General features: G+C 59.1%; 20 protein-coding genes. 13 read left to right on the forward strand and 7 right to left on the reverse strand.

Translation table 11 applies throughout. The annotated features are described in order from the left end of the window. Positions 1–9 precede the first annotated feature (9 nt). The 5 genes from OZX73_RS03715 to OZX73_RS03735 are packed head-to-tail and all read right to left on the reverse strand — an operon-like array spanning position 10 to position 4489. A complete protein-coding gene (locus tag OZX73_RS03715) occupies positions 10–1068 on the reverse strand; it encodes a VWA domain-containing protein (RefSeq protein ID WP_277150773.1) in 1059 nt (352 codons plus the stop codon). Further along, on the reverse strand, positions 1065–1667 hold the full coding sequence (locus OZX73_RS03720; RefSeq protein WP_277150775.1) for a hypothetical protein: 603 nt from the start codon (positions 1665–1667) through the stop codon (positions 1065–1067). Before OZX73_RS03720 ends, OZX73_RS03715 begins: the two co-directional genes overlap by 4 nt. Continuing rightward, positions 1664–2632: a DUF58 domain-containing protein gene (locus tag OZX73_RS03725; protein WP_277150777.1), complete on the reverse strand. Its 969-nt coding sequence runs from the start codon at positions 2630–2632 to the stop codon at positions 1664–1666. Before OZX73_RS03725 ends, OZX73_RS03720 begins: the two co-directional genes overlap by 4 nt. Next, positions 2629–3705, reverse strand: coding sequence for a MoxR family ATPase (locus OZX73_RS03730; protein WP_277150779.1), 1077 nt, complete (start codon positions 3703–3705; stop codon positions 2629–2631). The genes OZX73_RS03725 and OZX73_RS03730 overlap by 4 nt, the downstream gene beginning before the upstream one ends. Positions 3706–3739: 34 nt before the next feature. Beyond that, positions 3740–4489: a uracil-DNA glycosylase gene (locus OZX73_RS03735; RefSeq protein ID WP_277150781.1), complete on the reverse strand. Its 750-nt coding sequence runs from the start codon at positions 4487–4489 to the stop codon at positions 3740–3742. Between the two features lie 119 nt (positions 4490–4608). On the opposite strand from OZX73_RS03735, the gene OZX73_RS03740 reads away from it, so the two are divergent. The 10 genes from OZX73_RS03740 to OZX73_RS03785 all read left to right on the forward strand — a co-directional run bounded on the left by OZX73_RS03740 (position 4609) and on the right by OZX73_RS03785 (position 17430). Beyond that, positions 4609–5235 carry a LytR C-terminal domain-containing protein gene (locus tag OZX73_RS03740; protein ID WP_277150783.1) on the forward strand — a complete coding sequence of 209 codons (627 nt, stop codon included), beginning with the start codon at positions 4609–4611 and terminating at the stop codon, positions 5233–5235. A 213-nt stretch (positions 5236–5448) separates the two neighbouring features. Beyond that, complete coding sequence (locus tag OZX73_RS03745; RefSeq protein ID WP_277141744.1) at positions 5449–5652, forward strand: cold-shock protein; 204 nt, start codon at positions 5449–5451, stop codon at positions 5650–5652. A 236-nt stretch (positions 5653–5888) separates the two neighbouring features. Then, on the forward strand, positions 5889–7517 hold the full coding sequence (gene groL, locus OZX73_RS03750) for a chaperonin GroEL (RefSeq protein WP_277150785.1): 1629 nt from the start codon (positions 5889–5891) through the stop codon (positions 7515–7517). A gap of 302 nt (positions 7518–7819) precedes the next feature. Continuing rightward, complete coding sequence (locus OZX73_RS03755; protein WP_277150787.1) at positions 7820–8659, forward strand: hypothetical protein; 840 nt, start codon at positions 7820–7822, stop codon at positions 8657–8659. Between the two features lie 160 nt (positions 8660–8819). Beyond that, positions 8820–9563 carry a response regulator transcription factor gene (locus OZX73_RS03760; protein ID WP_277150789.1) on the forward strand — a complete coding sequence of 248 codons (744 nt, stop codon included), beginning with the start codon at positions 8820–8822 and terminating at the stop codon, positions 9561–9563. After that, on the forward strand, positions 9560–11656 hold the full coding sequence (locus OZX73_RS03765) for a HAMP domain-containing sensor histidine kinase (protein WP_277150791.1): 2097 nt from the start codon (positions 9560–9562) through the stop codon (positions 11654–11656). The genes OZX73_RS03760 and OZX73_RS03765 overlap by 4 nt, the downstream gene beginning before the upstream one ends. A gap of 128 nt (positions 11657–11784) precedes the next feature. Next, on the forward strand, positions 11785–12174 hold the full coding sequence (locus tag OZX73_RS03770) for a cold-shock protein (protein ID WP_277150793.1): 390 nt from the start codon (positions 11785–11787) through the stop codon (positions 12172–12174). Positions 12175–12209: 35 nt separating this feature from the next. Continuing rightward, positions 12210–13760, forward strand: coding sequence for a DUF3027 domain-containing protein (locus OZX73_RS03775; protein WP_277150915.1), 1551 nt, complete (start codon positions 12210–12212; stop codon positions 13758–13760). A gap of 125 nt (positions 13761–13885) precedes the next feature. Next, complete coding sequence (locus OZX73_RS03780; RefSeq protein ID WP_277150795.1) at positions 13886–16627, forward strand: ATP-dependent Clp protease ATP-binding subunit; 2742 nt, start codon at positions 13886–13888, stop codon at positions 16625–16627. Between the two features lie 329 nt (positions 16628–16956). Then, a complete protein-coding gene (locus tag OZX73_RS03785) occupies positions 16957–17430 on the forward strand; it encodes a hypothetical protein (RefSeq protein ID WP_277150797.1) in 474 nt (157 codons plus the stop codon). A 169-nt stretch (positions 17431–17599) separates the two neighbouring features. Here the strand turns inward: OZX73_RS03785 and OZX73_RS03790 are convergent, their stop codons facing one another. Next, positions 17600–18166 (reverse strand): hypothetical protein, encoded by a 567-nt coding sequence (locus OZX73_RS03790; protein WP_277150799.1) that lies wholly within the window; start codon positions 18164–18166, stop codon positions 17600–17602. A gap of 301 nt (positions 18167–18467) precedes the next feature. On the opposite strand from OZX73_RS03790, the gene OZX73_RS03795 reads away from it, so the two are divergent. Beyond that, positions 18468–18881 (forward strand): hypothetical protein, encoded by a 414-nt coding sequence (locus OZX73_RS03795; protein WP_277150801.1) that lies wholly within the window; start codon positions 18468–18470, stop codon positions 18879–18881. A gap of 92 nt (positions 18882–18973) precedes the next feature. Here OZX73_RS03795 and OZX73_RS03800 read toward each other — a convergent pair whose 3' ends face one another. Then, the gene (locus OZX73_RS03800) at positions 18974–20584 is read right to left on the reverse strand and encodes a DUF349 domain-containing protein (RefSeq protein ID WP_277150803.1); all 1611 of its coding nucleotides are present in this window, start codon (positions 20582–20584) and stop codon (positions 18974–18976) included. 91 nt (positions 20585–20675) lie between these two features. Here OZX73_RS03800 and hisS point away from each other — a divergent pair, with 91 nt between their 5' ends. Both hisS and aspS read left to right on the forward strand, forming a co-directional pair. Then, complete coding sequence (gene hisS, locus OZX73_RS03805; RefSeq protein ID WP_277150805.1) at positions 20676–22076, forward strand: histidine--tRNA ligase; 1401 nt, start codon at positions 20676–20678, stop codon at positions 22074–22076. 56 nt (positions 22077–22132) lie between these two features. Continuing rightward, complete coding sequence (gene aspS, locus OZX73_RS03810) at positions 22133–23932, forward strand: aspartate--tRNA ligase (RefSeq protein ID WP_277150807.1); 1800 nt, start codon at positions 22133–22135, stop codon at positions 23930–23932. Positions 23933–24232 lie beyond the last annotated feature (300 nt).

Consider the following 24232-nt stretch of genomic DNA (forward strand, 5'->3'; position numbering starts at 1 on the left):
CCTGTAGGTTCATCGCTTGAGCCTCCAAGCCATGCAGATCCAGATGGCGACCAGCACCGCCAGCGCCAGCGTCCACCAGCCGGGCGCATCCACCAAAGCGGCCTTGCGCGCCCGTTGCTCGTCCCGGTTCTTGCGTTTCTCGATGCTGCGCACCAGGTTCTCGATCGGCGTGCCGGAATGGACCGAGAAATACGAGCCGCCGTGCGAGGTGATGTCGCGTTGCATCTCGATGGTCGTGGCATCCTTTTCGCTGCTCGCCGGCCCCGCATAGAGCCCGTCGACCACGATGCCGGCCTTATGCGTCAGGTCGAGTGCCGAGTCGAGCGTGTACGTCGATTTGCCGGAGAAGTTATCGGTGGCCAGCACGATGGAGGCCTTGTCGCGCTTGGTGTCCGCCTTGCTGGTCTTGCCGTAGACGAATCCCGGAAGCATCGCCGCGCAGCTCACGAGTCCGTCGCCGATGAGGCTGGTCTGGTCCTTGCGGTTCTGGGTGCCTTCGATCAGGTCGGAGAATTCCTGCAGGGTGCGCGGATCGGTCTTGTCGATCTTGTCCTGCGAGGAGATGCGCCCCAGGATGTCGCCCGCGTACTTGAGCTGTCCCGAGGCCAGTTGGTAGTCGTCGGTCAGGGGGAAGAGCGTGCGCGAGGTCGAGTTGAACAGGCTCAGTCCGATGCGTTCGCCTTTGAAGCTGGAGATGAGCCGTTGGTAGGAGGCGAGCACCTCGTGGTCATAGGAGAGCATCGAGGGGGAGACGTCCAGGCACAGCACGATGTCGCGGTTGCCGGTCCGTTCGTCGGCCTCGTCGACGGTGGACGGGCGCGAGAGCGTGGCCAACGAGAGCAGCAACGAGACGGCCAACGCAACGGTGGCCACGCGTCCAAGCACGCGCCACTGGCGGAACCGCTCCTCGACGTGTTCGGTGTTGAGGTCCTCGTCAAGATTGAACACCGGTATCTGGGGGACCTTGGGGTGGCGCCGCGAAGAGACCAACACCCATGCGACAATCAAAACGATCGCCAGGAGCAGTCCTATCACCGCGGCCCAAGGCCAATGCCATTCGAGGTTCATTTGCGCCACCTTTCGATGAGGTTGGCGACCCATTCCCCGGCCTGCTCCACGCTGGTCTCACGGGCCTGGGCATGGCGTTGGGCGTCCGCGAATTCCGGGGGGTAAAGCGCGCTGATGGTCTGGCGCAGCAGTTTCATGCCCGGGTCGGCGGAGACGGAGACCGGCATCCGGTTGATGTCGGAAAGCGTGTATGAGCTCATGTCCTTGCCGGTCTGCATGCTCGCGAAATCGCGGGCGACCTGCGCCAGATCACGCAAGGCCTCGTCACGTGTCGAGGCGCCTTGGGCATGGCCTTCGACGATTTCATTGATGCGCTCGCGCCACGCACTTTTGTCGTTGCCGAGGCTGTGGGCGCCGCGTGGTCTCGCGTCCGCCTGTTTTCTCGGCCGTGAGAGCACCGCTATCGCGATGATCAGCAACGCCGCCAGGCACAGGCAAAGGACGAGGGAAACGATGAGCGCTCCGGGCACCTCGATAAGCCCTTCCGGCTTGGGTGCCGAGATGGTGGATCCGGTGGTTCCTTGATAGGTAAATCCTTGCGCCAAAGCGAACCGCCAGTTGCGGCCTGCTTCTGGGATGGTCCATTGCATCGCCGTCATAACACCGCCCCCGCCCCGAGAGCCAGCGGCGTCGTGTAGACGTTGCCCGATGAGGTCTGCTTCAACGCCACGCTCACCAGGCGGATGAACTTGGAGAACATGTCCTCGCTGGAGGTGGCGCGCAGCAATGTCGCCTTGCTTTTCTTCAGTTCGTCCTCGAGCCGCGTGGCCAGGTATTGGCGATGCGTGTCGACGGCGGACGCGGTTTTCTCGTCGATCAGGAAGGCGGGGATCCGACGCCCGTCGAGTCCGTCCGTGATCTGGCCGAAGGGAATCGAACGGAACGGGTTGAGTGTCGACACGTCGATGAGCATCAGTGGATGCAGGGCGGCGATCAGCCGGATGTTGTGCAGATGCTCTTCGCTCAAGGCATGGTCGTCGGTGGCGATGACCACCAAGGAGCCTTTGTCGTCCAGTGTGCGGGCGTAATCGAGCAGCGCGCCGAAGTTGCGCGGGGAGTGGGTCTCGTCGCCGGTGCCGGAGTCGATGGCCTGCTCGAATTGCGCCAGGCCGCCTTTGAACGGCTTGCGGATGATGCTCTTGCTGTCGGCGAACACCAATGAGATGCTGTCATGGCGCCTGGTGCTCAACGCTGCGAACATGCACATCGCGTTGATCGCGACCTGCGCTGCGGTCTCGCCGCTGGCGGTGCGCCCTTGCATTTCAAGGCCGTTGTCAAGAAGTAAATGGACACGCGAGGTGACGAGGCGCTCGCGGTCGACGACCATGGGATGGCCGCTCTTGGCGCTGGCCTTCCAGTCGATGAGCCGTGCCTCGTCCTCGAAAGTGTAGTCCCTGGTGGAGATGGGGTCGTTATTGCCGCCGAGCCGTGAGGACGAGTGCTCGCCTTCGAGCACGCCCAACGCGCGGCGCACGGTCGGCAGGGTCAAGGTCGATGAAAGGGTCTCGATCTTCCTGCGTACTCTCGCCGCGTCCGGTGAGACCTCACGTAAGGAGGGACTCATGGAACAGGCACCGTTTCCACGATCGAATCGATGATCTGGTCGGCGCTCACGCCATCGGCCTGCGCCTCGAAGGTCAGGAGGATGCGGTGGCGCAGAATCTCGTGGACGAATCTCCTGACGTCTTCGGGCACGACGTAGTCGCGTCCGCCCAACAACGCCTGGGCCTGGCCGATGCGCACCAGGGCGATGGAGGCTCGCGGGCTGGCGCCGAGTCGGACCTGGGCCGCAAGGTTCTTGATCGGGTGGCTTCCGGCGCCTCGCGAGGTCGCCACCAGATCCACCGCGTAGTTCATGATCGATTCGCTGACATGGACGCGACGCGCCGCGGCCCGCAGGAAATCAACGTCGGCGACGCTCAGCGCATCTTGGGCGGGAGCTGTGGGATCGACCACATCCGTGCCGCGCTGGGTCAAGAGGGCCAGCATGCGCGCCTCGTCGTTGGCGCTCGGGTAGGTCATGACGGCCTTCATCATGAAACGGTCCATCTGGGCCTCGGGAAGGGTGAAGGTGCCTTCCTCCTCGATCGGGTTCTCCGTGGCGATGACCATGAACGGCTTGGGCAGCGCGATGCGCTTGCCGCCGATCGTGGTGGCCCCCTCGGCCATAGCCTCGAGCATGGCCGACTGCGTCTTGGCGTTGGAGCGGTTGATCTCGTCGAGCAGCACGAAATTGGCGTGGATGGGGCCGATCTGTGTGGAGAACTGCTGCGTGGAGAAATCGAAGATCTGTGTGCCCACCAAATCCGAGGGCATCAGGTCCGGGGTGCATTGCACACGGCGGAACGAGCCGGAGACGGAGGTCGCCAGCGTCTGCGCCGCGGTGGTCTTGGCAAGTCCCGGCACCGATTCGATGAGGATGTGGCCGCCGGCGATCATCGTGGTGATCAGGGCCTCGCGCAGGTTCTCCTGGCCGATGAGCGTCTGGGCGAAGCGCACGCGGATGCGGTCGGCCAGCTGCTTGGCCCGCGCGCCATCCGTGGCTCCCGCGCTTGGTGTCGTAGGAGCCGGTATTGATGTATTACGTTGTTGCCCCATGGGTTGCGCTTGCTGCGGACGTGGTGGGAAAAATGCCATGATGATTCAATTCTTGCTTGTGATTTTCGTGTGCTTAATGCTCTGTGTGAGGCATTGTAGCGGCTGGGGCGGTCGGGGAGGTGGTGAGATCCCAGTTGATGGGTTCGGCTCCCATTTGTTGCAATGCCGCGTTGGTCCGAGAGAACGGCCGTGAGCCGAAGAATCCGCGTGAGGCGGAAAGCGGGCTGGGGTGGGGTGACTTGATGATGTAGGCGTTGGTCAGCTTCGGCTCGAGGCTCTGCGCGTTGCGGCCCCAGAGGATGGCGACCAGTGGCTTGGGCCTGCCTTGCTCGTCGGTGCGCGCGTTGAGGGCGGTGATGGCCGCGTCCGTTACCTTTTCCCAACCTTTGCCTTGGTGGCTGTTGGGCCGGCCGACGCCCACGGTCAGGCAACGGTTCAGGAGCATGACGCCTTGCGCGCACCACGGGGTCAGGTCGCCGTTTTGCGGGATCGGCACACCCAGATCGTCGTGCATCTCCTTATAGATGTTCTGCAGGCTTTTCGGCACCGGGCGCACGTCCGGCGCCACGCAGAAGCTCAGCCCCACCGGATGGCCGGGAGTGGGGTAGGGGTCCTGTCCGACGATCAGCACCTTGATGGAGTCGAAGGGGATGGTGAAGGCCCGGAGGATGTTGTGGCTCGCGGGAAGGGAGGGGCGCCCGGCCCGGTGCTCCGCGCGTAGGAAGTCGCCCATGCGGTGGATGTCCGGCTCGACGTCGGCCAGCGCTTGGGCCCAACCGGCCTCGACCAGCTGCGACAATGGTTTGATATGGGTTTCGCTCATGGCTATAACCTTAGGTTCCGGTCCCTATGTTCGCTAGGTTTTCTCGGTAGTGGCCTTTTGACAGTGCCAAACGCTACACTTGCACGTAAGCTCTTGGAAAGAATATTTGGAGGGGAAATATGGCGCGCGATGAACGAGAAACGTACGAGTCCTATCCGAAGGACGCGTTCGACAATCCTCCCAGGGGTCCGGTGGGCGTCCATCGTGGCAACACCTCCCTGATCTCCCGTTTCGTGCCTTATCTCATCGTGGTCATCGTGGCCGTCCTCGCCGGGCTTCTGGTGTGGGGCCTTTATTCCGGTGAGCTCCAGAAGACGTTCTCCGGGCATGGCCAAAGCTCTTCGCAGACGGCCAGCGCCCCCAAGACGGAGAAAAAGAAGACCGTGACCAAGAAGAAGGAAACGACCACCAAGCCGGACACTTCTTCCGATTCCACGCAGCAGCAACAGCAGCAGGCGGCTCCGCAGCCCACCCCGCAGGTGAACAAGCAGACCGCGGTCCAGGTCGTCAACGGGACGCGCATCAACGGCTACGCCGCCAAGAAGCAGGCCGTGCTGCAGCAGTCCGGGTATTCCAGCGTCACCGCGGCGAACCCCACTGGCAAGCTGCCCACCACCTCGGTGGTCTGGTACCAGAACGAAAGCGACAAGGCTACCGCGCAGGACGTGGCGAACGCTTTGGGCATCACCGCAGTCCAGCAACAAAGCGGAATAGCTCAACCAATCGTTGCGGTTCTTCTGAATTAATTAGACACATATCTGATAGTTGACCAGTAGAACCTTTTAGTATGAGGGCTGTGCTTGACTTTCAGCCGCGTTTTGTTTATTTTTTCGGCGTGTTGCGACATTTTGACCGTGGTCTTGGCTATAGTTGGGACTATGTCGCGTGATGTGGTATCCGGAATCAGCCGGATTCTTCATATTGTTTTCGCGTGACACTCGGATGAGAGAATGGTTATTATGGCACAAGGTACCGTGAAGTTCTTCAATGCTGGCAAGGGTTACGGATTCATCAGCCCCGATGACGGGAGCGAGGATGTGTTCGTTCACTATTCCGCTATTCAAAGCGATGGCTTCAAGAAGCTTGACGACGGCGACAAGGTGGAATATGAGTTTGAGCAGGGCCCGAAGGGTCTGCAGGCGACAAGCGTCACCAAGCTCTGAAAAGCTAGCGAATAAATAGATTTAACGTCGGTTACGATTCTCATGAATCGTGACCGACGTTTTTTCATGCCAACAGCGCAATTTCACAACTTTTGGCACTCGACGGGTGGGAGTGCTAATCTTGCAATTAGCACTCGAAGCCCGAGAGTGATAATCGGCAGCTGACGGTTGGTTATCGTGCTTCAAGGATTTTGGGTGAGTCAATATTAGCTGTGAAGCCACTTGTGGAGGAAACAATGGCAAAGATGATTGCATACGACGAGGAAGCTCGCCAAGGAATGCTTGCGGGTCTCGATGAACTCGCCAACACCGTCAAGGTCACGCTGGGCCCGAAGGGCCGCAACGTCGTGCTCGACAAGAGCTATGGCGCCCCGACCATCACCAATGATGGCGTCTCGATCGCCAAGGAGATCGACCTCGAGGATCCTTATGCGCGCATCGGTGCGGAACTGGTCAAGGAAGTCGCCAAGAAGACCGATGACGTCGCAGGCGACGGCACCACCACCGCGACCGTGCTCGCGCAGTCGCTCGTGCACGAGGGTCTGAAGAACGTGGTCGCCGGATCCAACCCGGTGGCTCTGCGCCGTGGCATTGAGAAGGCTTCGGACGCTGTCGTGAAGCAGCTCGTCTCCGTGGCCAAGGATGTGGAGACCAAGGACCAGATCGCCGCCACCGCGACGATTTCCGCTGGCGACCCCGAGATCGGCGAGAAGATTGCCGAGGCGCTCGACAAGGTCGGCCAGGATGGCGTCGTGACCGTCGAGGACAACAACCGCTTCGGCCTTGACCTCGAGTTCACCGAGGGCATGCGCTTCGACAAGGGCTACATCTCCCCGTACTTCGTCACCAACAACGATGACCAGACCGCGGTGCTTGACAACCCGTACATCCTGCTCACGAGCGGCAAGCTCTCCAGCCAGGAGGATGTCGTCCACATCGCCGAGCTCGTCATGAAGAGCGGCAAGCCGCTGCTCATCATCGCCGAGGACGTCGACGGCGAAGCGCTGCCGACCCTGATCCTGAACAAGATCCGTGGCACTTTCAACTCCTGCGCCGTCAAGGCCCCTGGCTTCGGCGACCGTCGCAAGGCCATGCTGCAGGACATCGCCATCCTGACCGGCGCGCAGGTCGTCTCCGACGATCTGGGCTTGAAACTCAACTCCATCGACATGTCGGTGCTGGGCCAGGCCAAGAAGGTCATCGTCTCCAAGGACGAGACCACCATCGTCTCCGGTGAGGGCTCCAAGGAGGACGTGGAAGCCCGCGTCTCCCAGATCCGCGCCGAGATCGAGAACACCGATTCCGACTATGACCGTGAGAAGCTGCAGGAGCGTCTCGCCAAGCTCGCTGGTGGCGTGGCCGTCATCAAGGTTGGCGCCGCCACCGAGGTCGAGGCCAAGGAACGCAAGCACCGCATCGAGGATGCCGTGCGCAACGCCAAGGCCGCCATCGAAGAGGGCCTGCTGCCCGGCGGTGGCGTCGCGCTCGTCCAGGCCGCCAAGAAGGCCGAGGATTCCGCGGACATCAAGGCTCTGACCGATGAGGAGGCCACTGGTGCCGCCATCGTCTTCCGCGCCATCGAGGCCCCGATCAAGCAGATCGCCGAGAACTCCGGTGTCTCCGGTGACGTCGTCTTGAACAAGGTGCGCGAGCTGCCTGAAGGCCAAGGCTTCAACGCCGCGACCAACAAGTACGAGGACCTGCTCGAGGCCGGCGTGGCCGACCCGCTGAAGGTCACCCGTTCCGCCCTCCAGAACGCCGCTTCCATCGCCGGCCTGTTCCTGACCACCGAAGCCGTGGTGGCCAACAAGCCGGAACCGAAGCCGGCTCCTGCCCAGGGCCAGGGCGCCGACATGGGCTACTGATCCCGTCTGATGCCCGGCAATCCACGAACGTTTCGGCGTTCGGGATGACGTAGGCGTCAAAAAGGATGTTGAGGAAGCCGATATCTTGTGATGAGGTATCGGCTTCCTCGTATTTTGTTATGAGATGAAGTTCGTAAGGTTTTTGAAGACAAGGTGCGGACAGGCTACCTGTAACGGGACTGGAGAACGGGTTTGCCGAATTTGATTTGAGTGTAGATCGCTCGCCGACGTCAGGGACTTGGGTGAAAATGCCCGTAGCGGATGTGGTTTCGTTGGTGAAGCTCTCCGCTAGAGTGGTGGATATGTCAGTCAGCATGCCACAACGTTCAAGAACCATCAATGCCGCCACTGATACTGGTTCGGCATGGGGCCATCGCTTCAGCCAGTCCGGGGAAAGGCATCGTTTACGTCTTTTGGCTTGGTCTGTGCTGATGGTGGTGATGTTGGCCGTAGGACTGGGATTTGGCACGGTTGGCACCGGCATGGCCGCGGCCGGGGCGCCCAAAAAGCCAGATGTCAGCGCGAATGTCACCGATCCCCAGAACCTTCTGGGTGGCGATGTCTCGCGCGTCGACGATGCGATCTCATCGGTCAAGGAAGAGACCGGGGTGAGCGTGCGCCTGCTTTATCTGGCCAATTTCACCGGGACGAAAAATCCGGACAAATGGGCCGGGGATGTCTTGCAATCCACGAATCCGCCCGCCAACACAGTGCTGCTCGCCGTGGCTTCCAACGACGGCCGGCTTGTGGTGGCCGTCTCGCACAACTCGGACAATTGGCTGAAGGACAAGGACCATGTCTCCGAACTCTCGCAGGCCGCGCTGGGACCGTTGCAGAAGGGCGACAACCCCGATTGGTCCGGTTCCGCCTGCGCCATGATGGACGAGATCAAAACGTTGCATCGGCAGGAGGCGTCGAAGAAGCCCAAGATCATCATCGGTGTGGCGGGTGCCGTGGCTGTTGTGGTGCTTGTCGCTATAGCGGTGTTGCTGCTACGCCGCAAGCGTAAGTCCAAGAGCGCCGGTGTTGAAGGGTCCGGTGAAGGCGAGAAGAACGTCGGGAAAACCGGAGCTGATTCCGGACTCGCTGGAAAACCCCGCAAAGGCAAGGCGAAAGGCCCCAGACACCGCAAAAAGCACTGACCTTTGGGTTTGGCAATGCGGCAAAATATCAATCGATATGATGCATTCATTGGTGATTCGTATGGTTTTTCTTATGCCTTCTTTAGCTGAGTGAAGAATCGACTGCATTATGCAGGAGACGTTCAGGAAACGTACAGCATGGTGAGTAAATCTTAGGGTTATGAGCAAACCGATAGAAGCATCAATCGTCGTGGTGGATGACGAGCCGTCGATCCGTGACCTGCTGGTCGCGTCCCTGCATTTCTCCGGGTTCGAAGTGGCCACGGCCGCCTCGGGTACCGAGGCCATCGAGGTGATTGAGAAGACCCAGCCCGACCTGATCGTCCTCGACGTGATGCTGCCGGACATCGACGGCTTCACCGTCACCCGCCGCATCCGCCAGGAAGGCATCGACGCGCCGGTCCTCTTCCTGACCGCGCGCGACGACACCCAGGACAAGATCATGGGCCTGACCGTCGGCGGCGACGATTATGTCACCAAGCCCTTCAGCCTTGAGGAGGTGGTCGCCCGCATCCGCGCCATCCTGCGCCGCACACACGAGCAGGTGGAGGACGATCCGGTCATCCGCGTCGGCGACCTCGAGATCAACGAGGACTCCCACGACGTCTCACGCGCCGGGCAGACCATCGACCTGAGCCCGACCGAATACAAGCTGCTGCGTTACCTGATGGACAACCAGGGCAGGGTGCTTTCCAAGGCGCAGATCCTCGACCATGTCTGGCAATACGACTGGGGCGGGGACGCGGCCATCGTCGAATCCTATATCTCCTATCTGCGCAAGAAGGTCGATGGCGTCGTCGTCACCGACGCCGATGGCACCAAGCACAAGGTGGCCCCGTTGATCGAGACCAAGCGCGGCATCGGCTACATGATCCGTGAGCCGAAGGAACAGCAGGGGCAATGACGGATCCGCAAGCATCGTTTAAGCCGGTGGGTGGTGTGGCCGGCGCAGGGCATCAGACCGCCGGGCCAACCGATGGGCAGGATGTCGGAGACTATGGCGACAATGTTGCCACGACTTCCGGCACTCCCGGTGAACTCGGCACGGCTTCCGGCGCGTCCGGCGGATTCGGCAAGAAAGACGCTGCCGGTAAACCTGGCAAACCCGCCAAAGGGGGCAAACCCAGCAGGTTCCCCGCTCTCGCCAGATTGCGCAAGCGTTGGTTGGGACGCCTTGACGCGGTTCCCCTTTCCACCAAACTCGTCGCGTGCACGCTTGTGCTGCTGATGGTGGGCACCTTCGGCATCTCCCTGACGATCCGCCAGCTGGTCAGCAGCTATCTGGTGCAAAAAACCGACACCCAGCTGCGTGACCAGGCCCAATTGGTGTATAGCAACGTCGACCTGCTGAGCAGCAAGAACGAGAACGAGAACGTCGGCCCCAACGAATACTTCATGCAGCTTCGTGACACCGACAACAACATCGTGAGCACCCCGTTGGTCCCCGTGCTGCGCGACAGCATCCTCTCCGAACCGGTGCTGCCACCCAATGGATCCATGGGCGATGTCAAATTCGACAAGCCCTTCACCGCCTCAGCCAAGGTCCGCGCGCTGAGCCCGGCCGTGAAGGCCGACAAACGCACGATGCAGGTGGCTCAGGCCCCCTGGCGCGTCCTGGCGCTCGAAGGCCGGGAACGCGGGCCCGATGGCACCAGCGTGGTCAAGATGACCGTCTACATCGGCGTTTCGATGGCCGACCAGATCGACATCATCAACACGCTGACCCAATACTCCATTTTCGTCAGCATCATCATCGTGCTGCTCGGCGCGGTGGTCGCCACGCTGATCATCCAGCGAACGTTGCTGCCGCTGAAACGCATCGAGAAGACCGCCGCCAAGATCGCCGCCGGCGACCTGAGCCAACGTGTGCCCACCGCCCCGGAGAACACCGAGGTCGGCTCCCTGGCCGCTTCCCTGAACGCGATGCTCGCCCGCATCGAATCCAGCTTCCGTGAGCAGCAGGAGACCACCGAGAAGATGAAGCAGTTCGTCTCCGACGCCAGCCACGAGCTGCGCACGCCTTTGGCCACCATCCATGGCTATTCCGAGCTTTACCACATGCAACGCGAATTCCCGGGGGCATTGGAACGCGCCGACGAGTCCATCGACCACATCGAGGCATCAAGCCAGCGGATGACCGTGCTGGTGGAAGACCTGCTTTCGCTCGCGCGCCTTGACGAGGGCCGCGGCATCGACATCACCCAGCAGGTCAATCTGACCCAGCAGCTCAAAGACGCCGTCGACGATCTGCACGCGCTTGATTCCGAGCGTGGCATACGGCGCGGAAGGCTCGAGCTCAACGCCAAGGACGGCAGCAATCCGGCCTATCTGGTGTTCAAGGAAGGCGAGTTCCCCGAGGTCACGCTGACCGGTGACGGCTCCAGGCTGCGCCAGGTCATCACCAACATCGTCGGCAACATCCACCGCTATACGCCCTCGGATTCGCCGGTGGAGGTGGGCCTTGCCATCATGCCGGCCTCCATCAGTCCGGAATCGTTGCAGCGCATGCCTTCCGACGCGCAGTCCCTGCGGTATTTCCTCGAGGCTGTCGAGGTGGGGCAATCCATGCAGATGGGCATGAACTACGCCGTGTTCAGTTTCATCGACCACGGTCCGGGCGTGCCGGCGGACCGGCAATCCCAGATTTTCGAGCGGTTCTACACAGCCGATCCCTCGCGTGCCCGACAGAAAGGCGGCACGGGTCTTGGCATGTCCATCGCGCAGTCCGTGGTTCGGGCGCATCATGGCTTCATCGACGCCACGACCACCAGGCTTGGCGGAGGGCTCACCCTGACCGTGATTCTGCCGATCGCCCCTGTGGAGCCGCAAGTTCCCAATCACGCCATGGCAGCGGGAACGCCGGATAAACCAAACAACAGGAAGTCCGGCAGACAAGGCAAACAGAGCAGGCAAGGCATGTGGCCGCACCGAGATAAAAACAAGACGAAAGCCGCCGATGGTGGACAGCAAGGAAACATCGCGTCCAACGGTGTCTGAGCTTGGATGGTTCATAGGACCGCCGTTTCGCGGTTTGCGTAGCCGTTACGCTAGACTGGTGGTAGTACGTAATTAATGGCTCCGAGCGGCCTTGCCGTTTCGAGGATATGGAATGAATGAGGTGTGTCATGCCCAGCGGCAAAGTGCGTTGGTTCGATTCGAAGAGGGGATACGGTTTCATCACCGACGAAGAAGGCAACGATGTGTTCCTGCCCGCGGCGGCGCTTCCGGCCGGCACGTCGACGCTGCGTAAAGGGGCCAAGGTCGAGTTCTCGCTGGTCGACGGACGCAAAGGGCCGCAAGCCATGGATCTGCACGTTCTGGGGCCTGCGCCTTCGGTGGTGCGGGCGACCAGGCCCAAGCCCGATGACATGACCGCCATCGTCGAGGACCTCATCAAGCTGTTGGACCAGGCCGGCAATTCGTTGCGGCGCCATCGTTATCCCAATCCCGGCGAGAGCCGCAAGCTGGCCACGTTGCTGAGGGCCGTGGCCGATGATTTCGATGTCGAAGACTGAGGATGAAAACGGAAGACGGTATGGCAGAAGACAATATGGCACAGACAACGGCGGATGCGGGCGCACAGGACGAAGAGGCGAAGCTTGACCCTCGGTCTTTGGCGAAATCGGTGGTGCTGAGCGTCGCCGAAGAGCCCGAAGAGGTGGGGGACTTCGCGCAGAGCATCGACTTGGGCGACAATGTCACCGATTTTCGTTTCGTGTGCCATAGAAAAGGCTATGAGGGCTGGCAATGGGCGGTGACGCTCTACCATGATGTCGAACTGGACTCGTGGAGCGTCAACGAATCCACGCTGGTTCCCACGAAGGATTCCCTTTTGGCGCCGGCCTGGATTCCTTGGAAGGACAGGCTTGAGGCCGCCGACCTTTCGGTGACGGACTCTCTGGGCACCGACCCGGACGATCCGCGCATGGAAGACGGGTTCCGCAAGACCGAGGTCGTTGAAAAGGATTCGGTGAACGTTGCGGAAACAAGTCAGGATGACTCCGGCTCCTCGGTTTCCGGCCAGAAAATCGCCGAGAACGATGTCGAACCGAATGGCTCCGGGAGTTCTGAGACGTCGTTGGCCTCCGATCAAGCCGCCACGGCCGCCACAAGCGGTGATAAGGCTGAAATCGCCGACGTTCAGGTCGAAGAGACAGCGGAAACCGATGCTCAAACGCAATCCGATGCGGATATCGACCCTGAGACGGGGCTGAGCCGTGAACTTGAGGATGCCGTCGAGGAATTCGGCCTGTCACGCCGGCATGTGATGAGCGAGCTCGGGCGCTCGCAGACTGCCAAGCGTTGGTATGACGGGCAGCACGGGCCGAAATCACTTTCCACCAAGACCGCCGAGGGCAACCTTTGCTCGACGTGTGCGTTCTTCATCGGGCTCAAGGGCGACCTTGACACCATGTTCGGCGTGTGCGCGAACCGCTGGAGCCCCGACGACGGGCGCGTGGTCTCGCTTGACCACGGCTGTGGCGAGCATTCCGAGATCGAGCAGCCTGAGCCCTCGCATCTGTGGGTGCAGTCCAAGCCCGCCTTCGACGATCTGCATATCGACATCATCGCCCAGGCGCCGCGCGAGGAACGCGGCCAGGTGGAGCTCATCGAATCGATCGATGAGGATGACGAATCGGACGATGACGAGACCGCGACCGAAAACGACATCGCCGAGCACGCCATTCCAGGTTCGCTGGAAGACGATGATGACGAGAATGAGGACGAGGACGACGCGCAGGGCACGGTAGGCAGTGCCGTCACCGCCGATGTCGCTGTCGAATCCACCATCGATCTGAGTGACGAGGACGATTCGGATGAGGACGATGCCGATGATGAATCGGCGGATGATGATTCCGATGACGAGACCGATCAGTCGGCTGACGATGAACCGGAAGATGATGGTCCAGACGAGGCTGATGACGAGGACGAGGAAACCGAAACGTCTGATAACGATGACACTGAGGACTCAATTGAAGCCGGGAACTCCGAGGATGCGAATGCCTCCGACACCTCAACGCAAGCCGACGATGTGGTGGACCAAAAGAACACGAAAGCCGACACCGGTGATGATGAGGACGATGAGTCGAAAACCGCATGAATGATAGGATTCTAGCCGTTTCCATCACGTTTGTTGCGTTCTCAGCGCAATCGTCGCACCACGTGAAATAAACGTCACCATAAATCGGTAGAGTTAAATGGATTATCAACAGTGGAAGGACAAGTATGTTCGAACGGTTTACTGACCGTGCCAGGCGCGTGATCGTGCTGGCGCAGGAAGAAGCCAAGGCCCTCCAGCACAACTATATCGGCACCGAACATCTGCTGCTCGGCCTGATTCGTGAAGGCGAAGGAATCGCGGCCAAGGCGCTCGCCGCCAAGGGCGTCACCTTGGAAGACACCCGCAAGCAGGTGGAGGAAATGATCGGCAAGGGCAACGCCGCGCCGAATGGTCATATTCCGTTCACCCCTCATGCCAAGCAGGTTCTGGAACTGAGCCTGCGCGAGGCGCTGCAGCTGGGTCATAGCTATATCGGCACCGAGCACATCCTGCTCGGCCTCATCCGTGAGGGCGAGGGCGTGGGCACTCAGGTGCTCATCAAGATGGACGTCGATCTGGGCGAGCTCCGTAGCTCCACCATCGACCTGATCCGTGGCAACTCCGGTGGTGCCGAAGGTGAAGGCAAGGGTGACCTGGCCAACGCGGGCGGCGTGGAGAACAAGGGTCGTCAGACCGGCTCCGCCATCCTCGACCAGTTCGGCCGCAACCTCACCGCGGAAGCCGCGGAAGGCAAGCTGGACCCGGTTATCGGCCGCGCCAAGGAGATCGAGCGCGTCATGGTCGTGCTCTCGCGGCGCACCAAGAACAATCCGGTGCTGATCGGCGAGCCCGGCGTCGGCAAGACCGCCGTCGTCGAAGGCTTGGCTCAGAAGATTCACGCGGGCGACGTGCCGGAGACGTTGAAGGGTAAGCAGGTCTATTCGCTTGATCTGGCCTCCATGGTGGCCGGTTCGCGCTACCGCGGCGATTTCGAGGAACGCCTGAAGAAGGTTTTGAAGGAAATCAAGACCCGCGGCGATATCGTCCTCTTCATCGATGAGATCCATACCATCGTCGGCGCAGGTTCGGCGGACGGCGCATTGGGCGCTTCCGACATTCTGAAGCCGATGCTGGCCCGCGGCGAGCTCCAGACCATCGGTGCCACCACGACCGACGAATATCGCAAGTACATTGAGAAGGACGCGGCGCTCGAACGTCGTTTCCAACCCATTCAGGTTGATGAGCCGTCCATCGCGGACACCATCGAGATTTTGAAGGGCTTGCGCAGCAGGTACGAGAACCACCACAAGGTGACCATCACCGACGGTGCGCTCCAGGCCGCCGCTGAGCTTTCGTCCCGCTATATCCAGGACCGCAACCTTCCCGACAAGGCCATCGACCTTATCGACGAGGCTGGCGCGCGCCTGCGCATCAAGCGTCTCACCGCGCCGCCAGAGCTCAAGGAGCTTGACGGCAAGATCGCCAAGATCTCCGACGAGAAGGACAAGGCCATCAAGGGCCAGGACTTCGAGAAGGCCGCGGAACTGCGCGATCAGGAAGACAAGCTGCAGGCCGAGCGCAAGGAGAAGGAAAAGACCTGGCGCGAGGGTGGCAGCGATGTCAAAATGGTCGTGGACGAAGAAGTGATCGCCGAGGTCGTTTCCTCGACCACCGGCATTCCCGTCTTCAAGCTCACGCAGGCCGAATCGAAGAAGCTTCTCAATATGGAGTCCGAGCTGCACAAGCGCATCATCGGCCAGGACGAGGCGGTCTCCGCACTTGCCCGCTCGATTCGCCGTACGCGTGTCGGTTTGAAGGATCCGAAGCGCCCTGCGGGCTCGTTCATCTTCGCAGGTCCCACCGGCGTCGGCAAGACCGAGCTGGCCAAGGCATTGGCGCAGTTCCTCTTCGACGACGAGGACGCGCTGATCCGCGTCGATATGTCCGAGTTCTCCGAGAAGTACGCCGCTTCGCGTCTCTTTGGTGCACCCCCGGGGTACGTAGGGTATGAAGAAGGCGGCGAGCTCACCGAGAAGGTGCGTCGCAAGCCGTTCTCCGTCGTTCTCTTTGACGAGATTGAAAAGGCCCATCCCGACATCTTCAATACGCTGTTGCAGGTGCTGGACGATGGCCATCTGACCGACGGCCAGGGACGCAAGGTGGACTTCAAGAACACCATCATCATCCTGACGACCAACCTTGGCACCAAGGACATCGCCAAGGCCGCCAATACCGGCTTCAGCTCCGGCAACGACCAGGAGTCGAGCTACGAGCGCATGAAGAGCCAGGTGACCAGCGAGCTCAAGCAGCAGTTCCGTCCCGAGTTCCTGAACCGCTTGGACGACATCATCGTCTTCCGCCAGTTGACCGAGCCACAGGTTCGCCAGATCGTCGATCTCGACCTGAATCAGCTCAACGACCGTCTCTTCGAGCGTCACATGACCATCGAGCTGACGGACGCCGCCAAGGATCTGCTTGCGCAGAAGGGCTTCGACCCGCTGCTCGGAGCCCGTCCGCTGCGTCGCGTCATCACGCGCGACATCGAGGACGCCGTCTCCGAGAAGATTCTGATGGGCGACCTGAAGAACGGCGAAAAGGTGGAGGTCGACGCCGAAGGCGAAGGCATCCTGGGCGAGTTCACCTTCAAGGGTGTGCCCTTCGAAGATCCCAATGCCAAGTCGGCTGACGAGGCCAACACTGAAGGTAAGCAGCCTGAGTTGGTAGGCGTCGGTGCGCCAGTTGAGGCCGCTGCTGCATCCACTGATTCGGGCGATGCGCCGGCTGGTTCGTCTGCTTCGTCACCCGCACCAGCGTCCGGCCCGTCTTCGGATACGCCGTCGAGCACATCGAACGATTCAGCAGCAGATGGTTCCAATGCCAGTTCCGATGTTCCAAGCACGGATGGTCCGACCACTCCAAGCGAGTGAAGTTAACCTAAGTGGTCGCTGATTCCCGGCGCCCGCAACGTGAAGACCCGGTTTCTCAATCGAGGAGCCGGGTCTTCGCATGCTCAATCTCAAAAGGTGCTTATCTCCTCAGTCAAACAGCTCATCAGTGAGAAAAGCATCATGTTGTCCCTATTTTGCTGCTTTTCTCACTTCTTTCATGAGAAACTGCGACGAAAAGCACGAAATATGGCTTGAAAACGTGCTTTTGGTCGCAGTTCTGTAGAATGTGAGTAGGGGAGGGCTGATAATCTGGCAACTAGAAAGAAACAATCATTGCTGTGTTGTGTGTCCAAGGAAGGGTACGAACAATGCGAAAGAACGTGCGAGGTATTGCTGCCTTAGTAGCTTGCCTTATTCTGCCATTGGCAGTAAGCGCATGTGGGAATAATGGTTCGTTGCCGCATGGTAATGAAAGCGTTGCTTCTTCCGAATCTTCGAAGGTCAAGGATACGGGCAAACACTTTTTTAAAGAAATGTACGAAGGTGATTCAAAATCAATTATGAGTTATGCCAGTAAGCGTTGCTCGGACGATACGTCTCTGGCTAAGAAATACGATTTAAACGGCTCATTGAGACTTGATAAAAATTGGCATAAGAATCTTCAGCACATCACTCAAGGCATTGATAAGGGCAAGGTGGTGAAGGGAGATTCGGATTCTTCAGCGGTCCTGACCAGTGATGCGGTGATGGATCTAGGTTTTGTGCAGGAAAATAACCAATGGAAAATCGACTATCAGACTTGTAAGTCGGTCAGTGAAGGTGGATTCCTCAAAGACGACTGATTCTGTTTTCTTTTATTATTGCTGGGTAACGCACCTGGACAAGTTTGTAAGTAACGCGAAAGCCGGCCCCTATGAGAGACACAGGCACTCCGGCTTTCACTTCCCTTTCCCCAGCGGGGTGGGCTTCATTTTTAAGTATACACGAATATGGTTCGAATCCAAATTTATGTTAACTGCAAAAACCTGCACTTCGATAGTCTATGGGGAATGAAGAATTTCTTACTTTGTCAGTAGCGTTTTGAGTATTATATATTCCTAGCATTTGATCGGGTAGCCACAACCTGGCATCGTTTGCTCCTGGTACGAAATTTATATGCAAATCGTTAATGAACTTTCTTGAGCGTAAACCATCAATCATTTTAAGATCACGAATATCCTGATGGCGTTCGCGAGATTCCATAGTCAATACTTTGATTTCGTACTCATTTTCAAGGATTGGGAGTAAGACTTCGAAGCACTTTCGTCTTGCTCGCTCAGTTCGTGTGAGTCCGCTCATAGATATAGAGACAATGACATTCTGAAGTGGAAGATGTTGGAGCATGCTGCATGATTGTTTTTGCTGTGATTCAGTGATAGCGCGCCAATGTAACTTTGATGCGTGAGCTGGTTTGATTAAATCTAGAGTTTTACGTACGCTGTCTTCATCTAATGAGCAGATACAGACTCCAAGCATATAAATCGGATATGGGGTCGCATGAGTGAGAATGCTTTCGTCTCCCCATGCTTTGAGTTCCAATATCCTGCTCCGTCTCTGTCTTCAGATTTGTGATATGTTTAAAATGCAAATCCACAGATTGCTTCTTATTTTTAAAATAGCCTAACGATGGCGATTTATCCAAACGAAACTAAAGAACTGTAGAAATTCAAGATTCTTGATAATACATAATGATAAAAGTAATAACTTAAGACAGAAGCGAAATACTTTTCGAAATATATCTAAAGTCATAATGGGAAAACATGAGTAGGGGGGCTGATACTGTGACGCATAAGAAAAAATAAAACATCTAAAACGATGTGTCCAAAGAAGGGTGCAGGCAATGGGAAAGAGTATAAGGGGAATTATCGGTGCAGTGACGGCGCTGCTTTGCGTCGGTAGTCTTGCGGGGTGTGGAGCCAATAGCACAGAGCCGAGCGTGAGCGAGGTGGCAGACAGATTCTCGAAAATGGAAAAGTATGATGTCAACTCCGACGGTAGTGCAACCACTATCACTGTTTCCAAAAGCGGTACACTTTATGTTCTGACTTATCGTGATGATCTCAAAAAGATGAAAGCCGAAAGTTGCACAGTCGACGGCAATCCGATGAAGACAAGTACGGAAGATCTCAACTACCCAGATTCCAAGGGCAAGAATCTCTTCGCATTTGCACAAGCAAAGGTCGGGAAATCCGGTGACCATAAGCTCAGCTGCAATCAGTCCGGGACGACCAATCTAAAAGCGTTGTTTGAATAAGTAAATAAATAATTAAATCGGTAAATATGAAAAGTGGCTTGCACCAAATCATGATGCAAGCCACTTTTTGTTGCGCTATGAAACTTTAGCTTTTACTTCACGGCGTTGAGCCATTGCTCCTTGGTGGCCTTTTCGGCCTCGAGCTTGGACTTCTTGGCGGGGTCGGACTCGGCGGCGATCTGGGCGTCGAGCTCATCGAGCTGGGCCTTCAACTGGGTCTCGAAGCTGGAGACGCGGGCATCAGCCTCAGGGTCGCTCTTCTGCCAAGCAGCCTGTTCGACGGCCTTGATCTTGTTGTCGACGGCGTCGAGGCGGCTTTCGATGCGGTGCATGTCCTCGCGGGGCACGTAGCCGATCTGATCCCACTCGTCCTGGATGTCGGCGAGCGCCTGACGGGCCTTCTTGGCGGCTTTCTCATCAGCGACCGGCACCAAGGCCTCGGCCTTCTTCAGAAGCTCCTCCTTCTTGGCGAGGTTGTCCTTTTCGTTCGAGCTCATCTGGTCACGGTCTGCCTGACGCGCATTGAAGAAGACATCGCAGGCTTCGCGGAAACGCGCCCACAGCTCGTCGTCCTCCTTGCGTCCGGCGCGGCCGGCGGCCTTCCAGCGGTCCATGAGCTCGTTGAACTGGTGCGAAGTGGCGCCCCAATCGGTGGAGTCCTTGATCTCGTTGGCTTCCTTGATGATCTCTTCCTTGACGCGCTTGGTCTCCTCGCGGGAGGCGTCGCGGGCCTGAGCCCACTTGCGGCGGTGCTGGTTGAAGGTGGTGCGGGCGGCGGAGAAGCGCTTCCACAGGGCGTCGGCGGTCGGCTTGTCGATGCGGATGGTGGTGCGCTGGTGTTCCTGCCACTGCTCAAAGAGCGAACGGAACTTGTCGGCGGTGGAACGCCAGTTCGTGTTCTCTCCCAGCGAATTTGCAAGCGCTTCGGCCTTCTCGACGATGGCGGTGCGTTCCTTGATGGCCTTCTCAAGTGCGGCCTTGCGGGCTTCGGCGAGTTCGGACTTCTTGGTCTCGCCGGCCTTCTTCAGCTCCTCGTATTGGGCCTTGAGCGCGGCGATGTCGCCGACGATGGCCGGATTGGTGGTCTCCTCGCCGAGCGTCTTGATGGATTCGTCGATTTCGTGAGGCTTGATGTTCGCGGCTTTGAGGCGTGTGGCGAACAAATTGAGCTTGGCCTTCAAATCGAGGTAACGACGCGCGTAAAGCGTCAGCGCCTCATCGTTGGTGGCTCCTGGGAACTCGCCGACCTCGCGCTCGGTTTCGCCTTCCTTGACATAGACGGTACCTTTATCGTCCACGCGGCCGAACGCCTCGGCGGCCTTGACATCGGCTTCGGAATAGGTGGGGGCAGGAGCCGCGACCGGATGCTTCGCCGGCTTCTTGGCGAAGGCCAGGGGAGAGGGGACATGCGGTTTCGGCGCGGGCTTGGCAGGTGCTGCTGGTGCGGCCGGAGCAGGTGCAGGCGTTTCCGCGGCAGGTGCGGCAGCTGGAGTGGCCGGCGTGTCGTCCGTCTTCGGTGCTTCCGGAGCGGCGGGTGCGGTCGCCTCTTCAACCTTGGCCGCAACGGGAGCGGCAGGTGCTTCTGGTGCTGCTGGCTCTGCTGGCTTGGACGTGGCGCTGGCCTGTGCGTCCGCGGCAGGCTGCGCTGCCTGTGCGTTGGGTTCGTTGGTGTTTTCGGGTTCAGTGACTTGTTCGTCGGCCATGGCCAGCTCCTTGAGAGTCTTCGTGTAACAGGCGTTGCGGAGCCGAGACGGACGCCTCGATTTTCCACAACAACACTTATTATAGGGAGTTATGGCTAAAGGCGCATCAATTTCAGGATTTCCGGAGTGGCTACCTCAAGAAAGGGTGGTCGAACAGCGTGTGATCGATACGGTCCGCAGGGTTTTCGAACTCAACGGATTCATCGGCATCGAGACCAGAGCGGTGGAGGAAGGCTCAAGTCTCCTCAAAAAAGGCGAGACCAGCAAAGAGATTTATCTGTTGTCTCGCTTGCAGGAAGTGGGCCATGAATCCGACACGCCTATCGAGCATCGCCTTGGCTTGCATTTTGATCTGACGGTTCCGCTGAGCCGTTACGTGGTCGAGCATTCCGGTCAGCTTACCTTCCCGTTCAAGCGTTGGCAGATCCAGAAGGTCTGGCGCGGCGAGCGTCCGCAGGAAGGCCGCTTCCGCGAGTTTGTCCAGGCCGATATCGACGTAATCGGCAACGGCGAGCTTGAGGACCACTATGAGGTCGAGCTGCCGTTGGTCATGGTGCAGGCGCTTGAGGAGCTGCGCAAGTTCGGCTTGCCCAAGGCCACCGTGCACGCCAACAACCGCAAGCTTTCCGAAGGCTTCTATCGTGGGCTTGGGCTTACGGATATCGAAGGCGTGTTGCGTGAGATCGACAAGCTCGACAAGATCGGTGCCGATGAAGTGATCAAGCTGCTCGTGAGCGAATGTGGCGCGACCGAGGCACAGGCCCGTGCCTGCCTTGAATTGGCGGAACTCACTGCCGCAGATGGTGAGGAGCTCTTACAGAAGTTCGATGAACTTTGTGCCAAGCACGATATTGCGCAGGACAGCGATGCATACAAGCTTGCCCGCGAAGGTCTTGACACGCTGGCGATGATTGTCGATGAAGCGGCCATCACCCGCCCGGGTTCCGTCATCGCGGACTTGAAGATCGCCCGTGGCCTTGATTATTACACCGGTTCCGTCTACGAGACATTCCTCGACGGTGCCGACCAACTTGGCTCCATCTGCTCTGGTGGCCGTTACGATAATCTCGCCTCGCAAGGCAATCGTAAGTATCCCGGTGTCGGCCTGTCCATTGGCCTGTCTCGTCTCGTCTCCTACATGCTGCATACCGCTGGCGCGCACGCCTCCCGTGTCTCGCCCGCTGCAGTGATGGTGGCCGTCTGGAACGAGGATGACCGCTTGGATTGCAACCATATCGCCGCGAATCTGCGCAAGCGTGGCATCGCCGCCGACGTGGCCCCGAAGGCCGCAAAGCTCGGCAAGCAGATCAAATACGCCGACAAACTGGGCATCCCGTATGTCTGGTTCCCGGCCGACGCATCAGGCGACGGGGAGGGCAGCGACCATGACGAGGTGAAGAACATCATCACCGGCGAGCAGGTTCCCGCCGATGTCAAGTCATGGCAACCCGATAGTGTTTATGCTCAGCAAACCGTCTCTTTGGACAAGTAAAAGAGCGCGGATTTTCGCGGTTTTCGAGCGGTTAGTAGATAAGGAATAGAGGGAGCATGAGCCAGACGGCTTATAGAACACACCATGCCACTGAAGTGACCGAGGAGCTGATCGGCCAGAAGGTAACCCTTGCGGGCTGGGTCGACCGCAGACGCGACCACGGCGGCGTCGCCTTCATCGATTTACGCGACAGCACCGGCCTGGTGCAGATCGTCATTTATGACGAGGAGATTGCCCGTCCGCTGCGCAGCGAGTTCGTGGTGCAGGTCGTCGGCGAGGTGCGTGAGCGTCCGGACGGCAACGAGAACGAGCATCTTTCCACCGGCAAGGTGGAGGTCGTCGTCGAAAGCCTCAAGGTACTGGCCAAGTCCGATGCACTGCCGTTCCAGGTGTCCACCGCCCTCGAGAACGAGGCTGAGAACAAGCTTCCGGGCGAGGATGTCCGCTTGAAGTACCGTTACCTCGATTTGCGCCGTCCTTCCATGCAGAAGAACCTGAAGCTGCGCAGCGACATGACCCGTGCGGCACGCCATGCGCTGGAGGATATGGACTTCACCGAGGTCGAGACCCCGACGTTCATCAAGTCCACGCCTGAAGGCGCGCGCGACTTCGTGGTGCCGGCTCGCCTGGTGCCCGGTTCCTGGTACGCGTTGCCGCAGTCCCCGCAGCTCTTGAAGCAGCTCTTGATGGTCGGTGGCGTCGAGCGCTACTTCCAGCTTGCACGCTGCTATCGCGACGAGGACTTCCGTGCCGACCGCCAGCCCGAGTTCACCCAGCTTGATATGGAAATGAGCTACGTGGATCAGGAAGACGTGATGGCCATGGCCGAGAAGGTCATCGCCGCCATCTGGAAGACCCAAGGTTACGACATCAAGCTGCCAATCGACCGCATCACCTGGCAGGACGCCATGGACAAGTATGGTTCCGACAAGCCCGACCTGCGCTTCGGCAACCCGATCGTCGAACTCACCGATTACTTCAAGAACACGCCGTTCCGCGTTTTCCAGGCACCGTACGTCGGTGCTGTGGTCTTCGAAGGCGGAGCCGATACGCCGCGTCGCCAGTTCGACGCATGGCAGGAATGGGCACGCCAGCGCGGGGCCAAGGGCCTTGCCTACGTCCAGTTCACTGGCGACGGCACCCTCAAGGGACCTGTGGCCAAGAACCTTTCCGAAGAGGAACGCAACGGGCTCAAAGAAGCCGTGGGCGCCAAGGATGGGGATGCCGTGTTCTTCGCTGCCGGTACCCGCGAATCCTCGCAGTTGCTGCTCGGTGCCGCCCGCGTCGAGATTGCGCGTCGCGCAGGTCTGCTCGATCCGAAGAAGTTCGCTTTCACCTGGGTGGTCGACTTCCCGCTCTTCAAGCGCACCGACGACCCGGACGACGATGATGTGGCCGTGGGCCATTCCAAGTGGACCTCCATGCACCACCCGTTCACCATGCCGAGCGCCGACTGGATCGACAAGTTCGATCGTGACCCGGAACACGCCATGAGCGACTCCTATGACATCGTGTGCAACGGCGAGGAGATGGGCGGCGGCTCCGTGCGTATCCACCGCAACGACATCCAGGAGCGCGTGCTCGACGTGCTTGGCATCGGCGAAGAGGAAGCCCAGGAGAAGTTCGGCTTCCTGCTCGAAGCGTTCAAGTACGGTGCTCCGCCTCACGCGGGCATCGCGCTGGGCTGGGACCGTACGGTCTCGCTGCTCGCCGGCGTCGACACCATCCGCGACGTCATCGCCTTCCCGAAAGCCGGCGGCGGCCGCGACCCGCTCACCGGTGCCCCGGCTCCGATTTCCGACGCCCAGCGCGCGGAGACCGGCGTCGACTACGATCCCGATGAGGACAAGGACTAGTCCGGTTCTCTGGCCTTTCGGCCAGGGTAAGTAGATGTTTCAATGTGTCCAGTTCATTTTTGAGCTGGGCACATTTGTATGTCAGATAACCGGTATTGTGTAATAATCCAGAATATTATGAGATAACAGATGTGCTTTCGTGATTGTTGAGAACCTGTGCTGGAAAGTGGTTTGATATATCAAGAAATTGCAATGAAATATATACACGCAATTTTATGTAATACATGCATGGCAATGAATGCTGATATTCGTTAATAATTTCGCTGGTAACTATGTGGTAACAGTGTGCAGGTATACTGC

The sequence above is a fragment of the Bifidobacterium sp. ESL0775 genome (assembly GCF_029395475.1).
Taxonomy (GTDB): domain Bacteria; phylum Actinomycetota; class Actinomycetes; order Actinomycetales; family Bifidobacteriaceae; genus Bifidobacterium.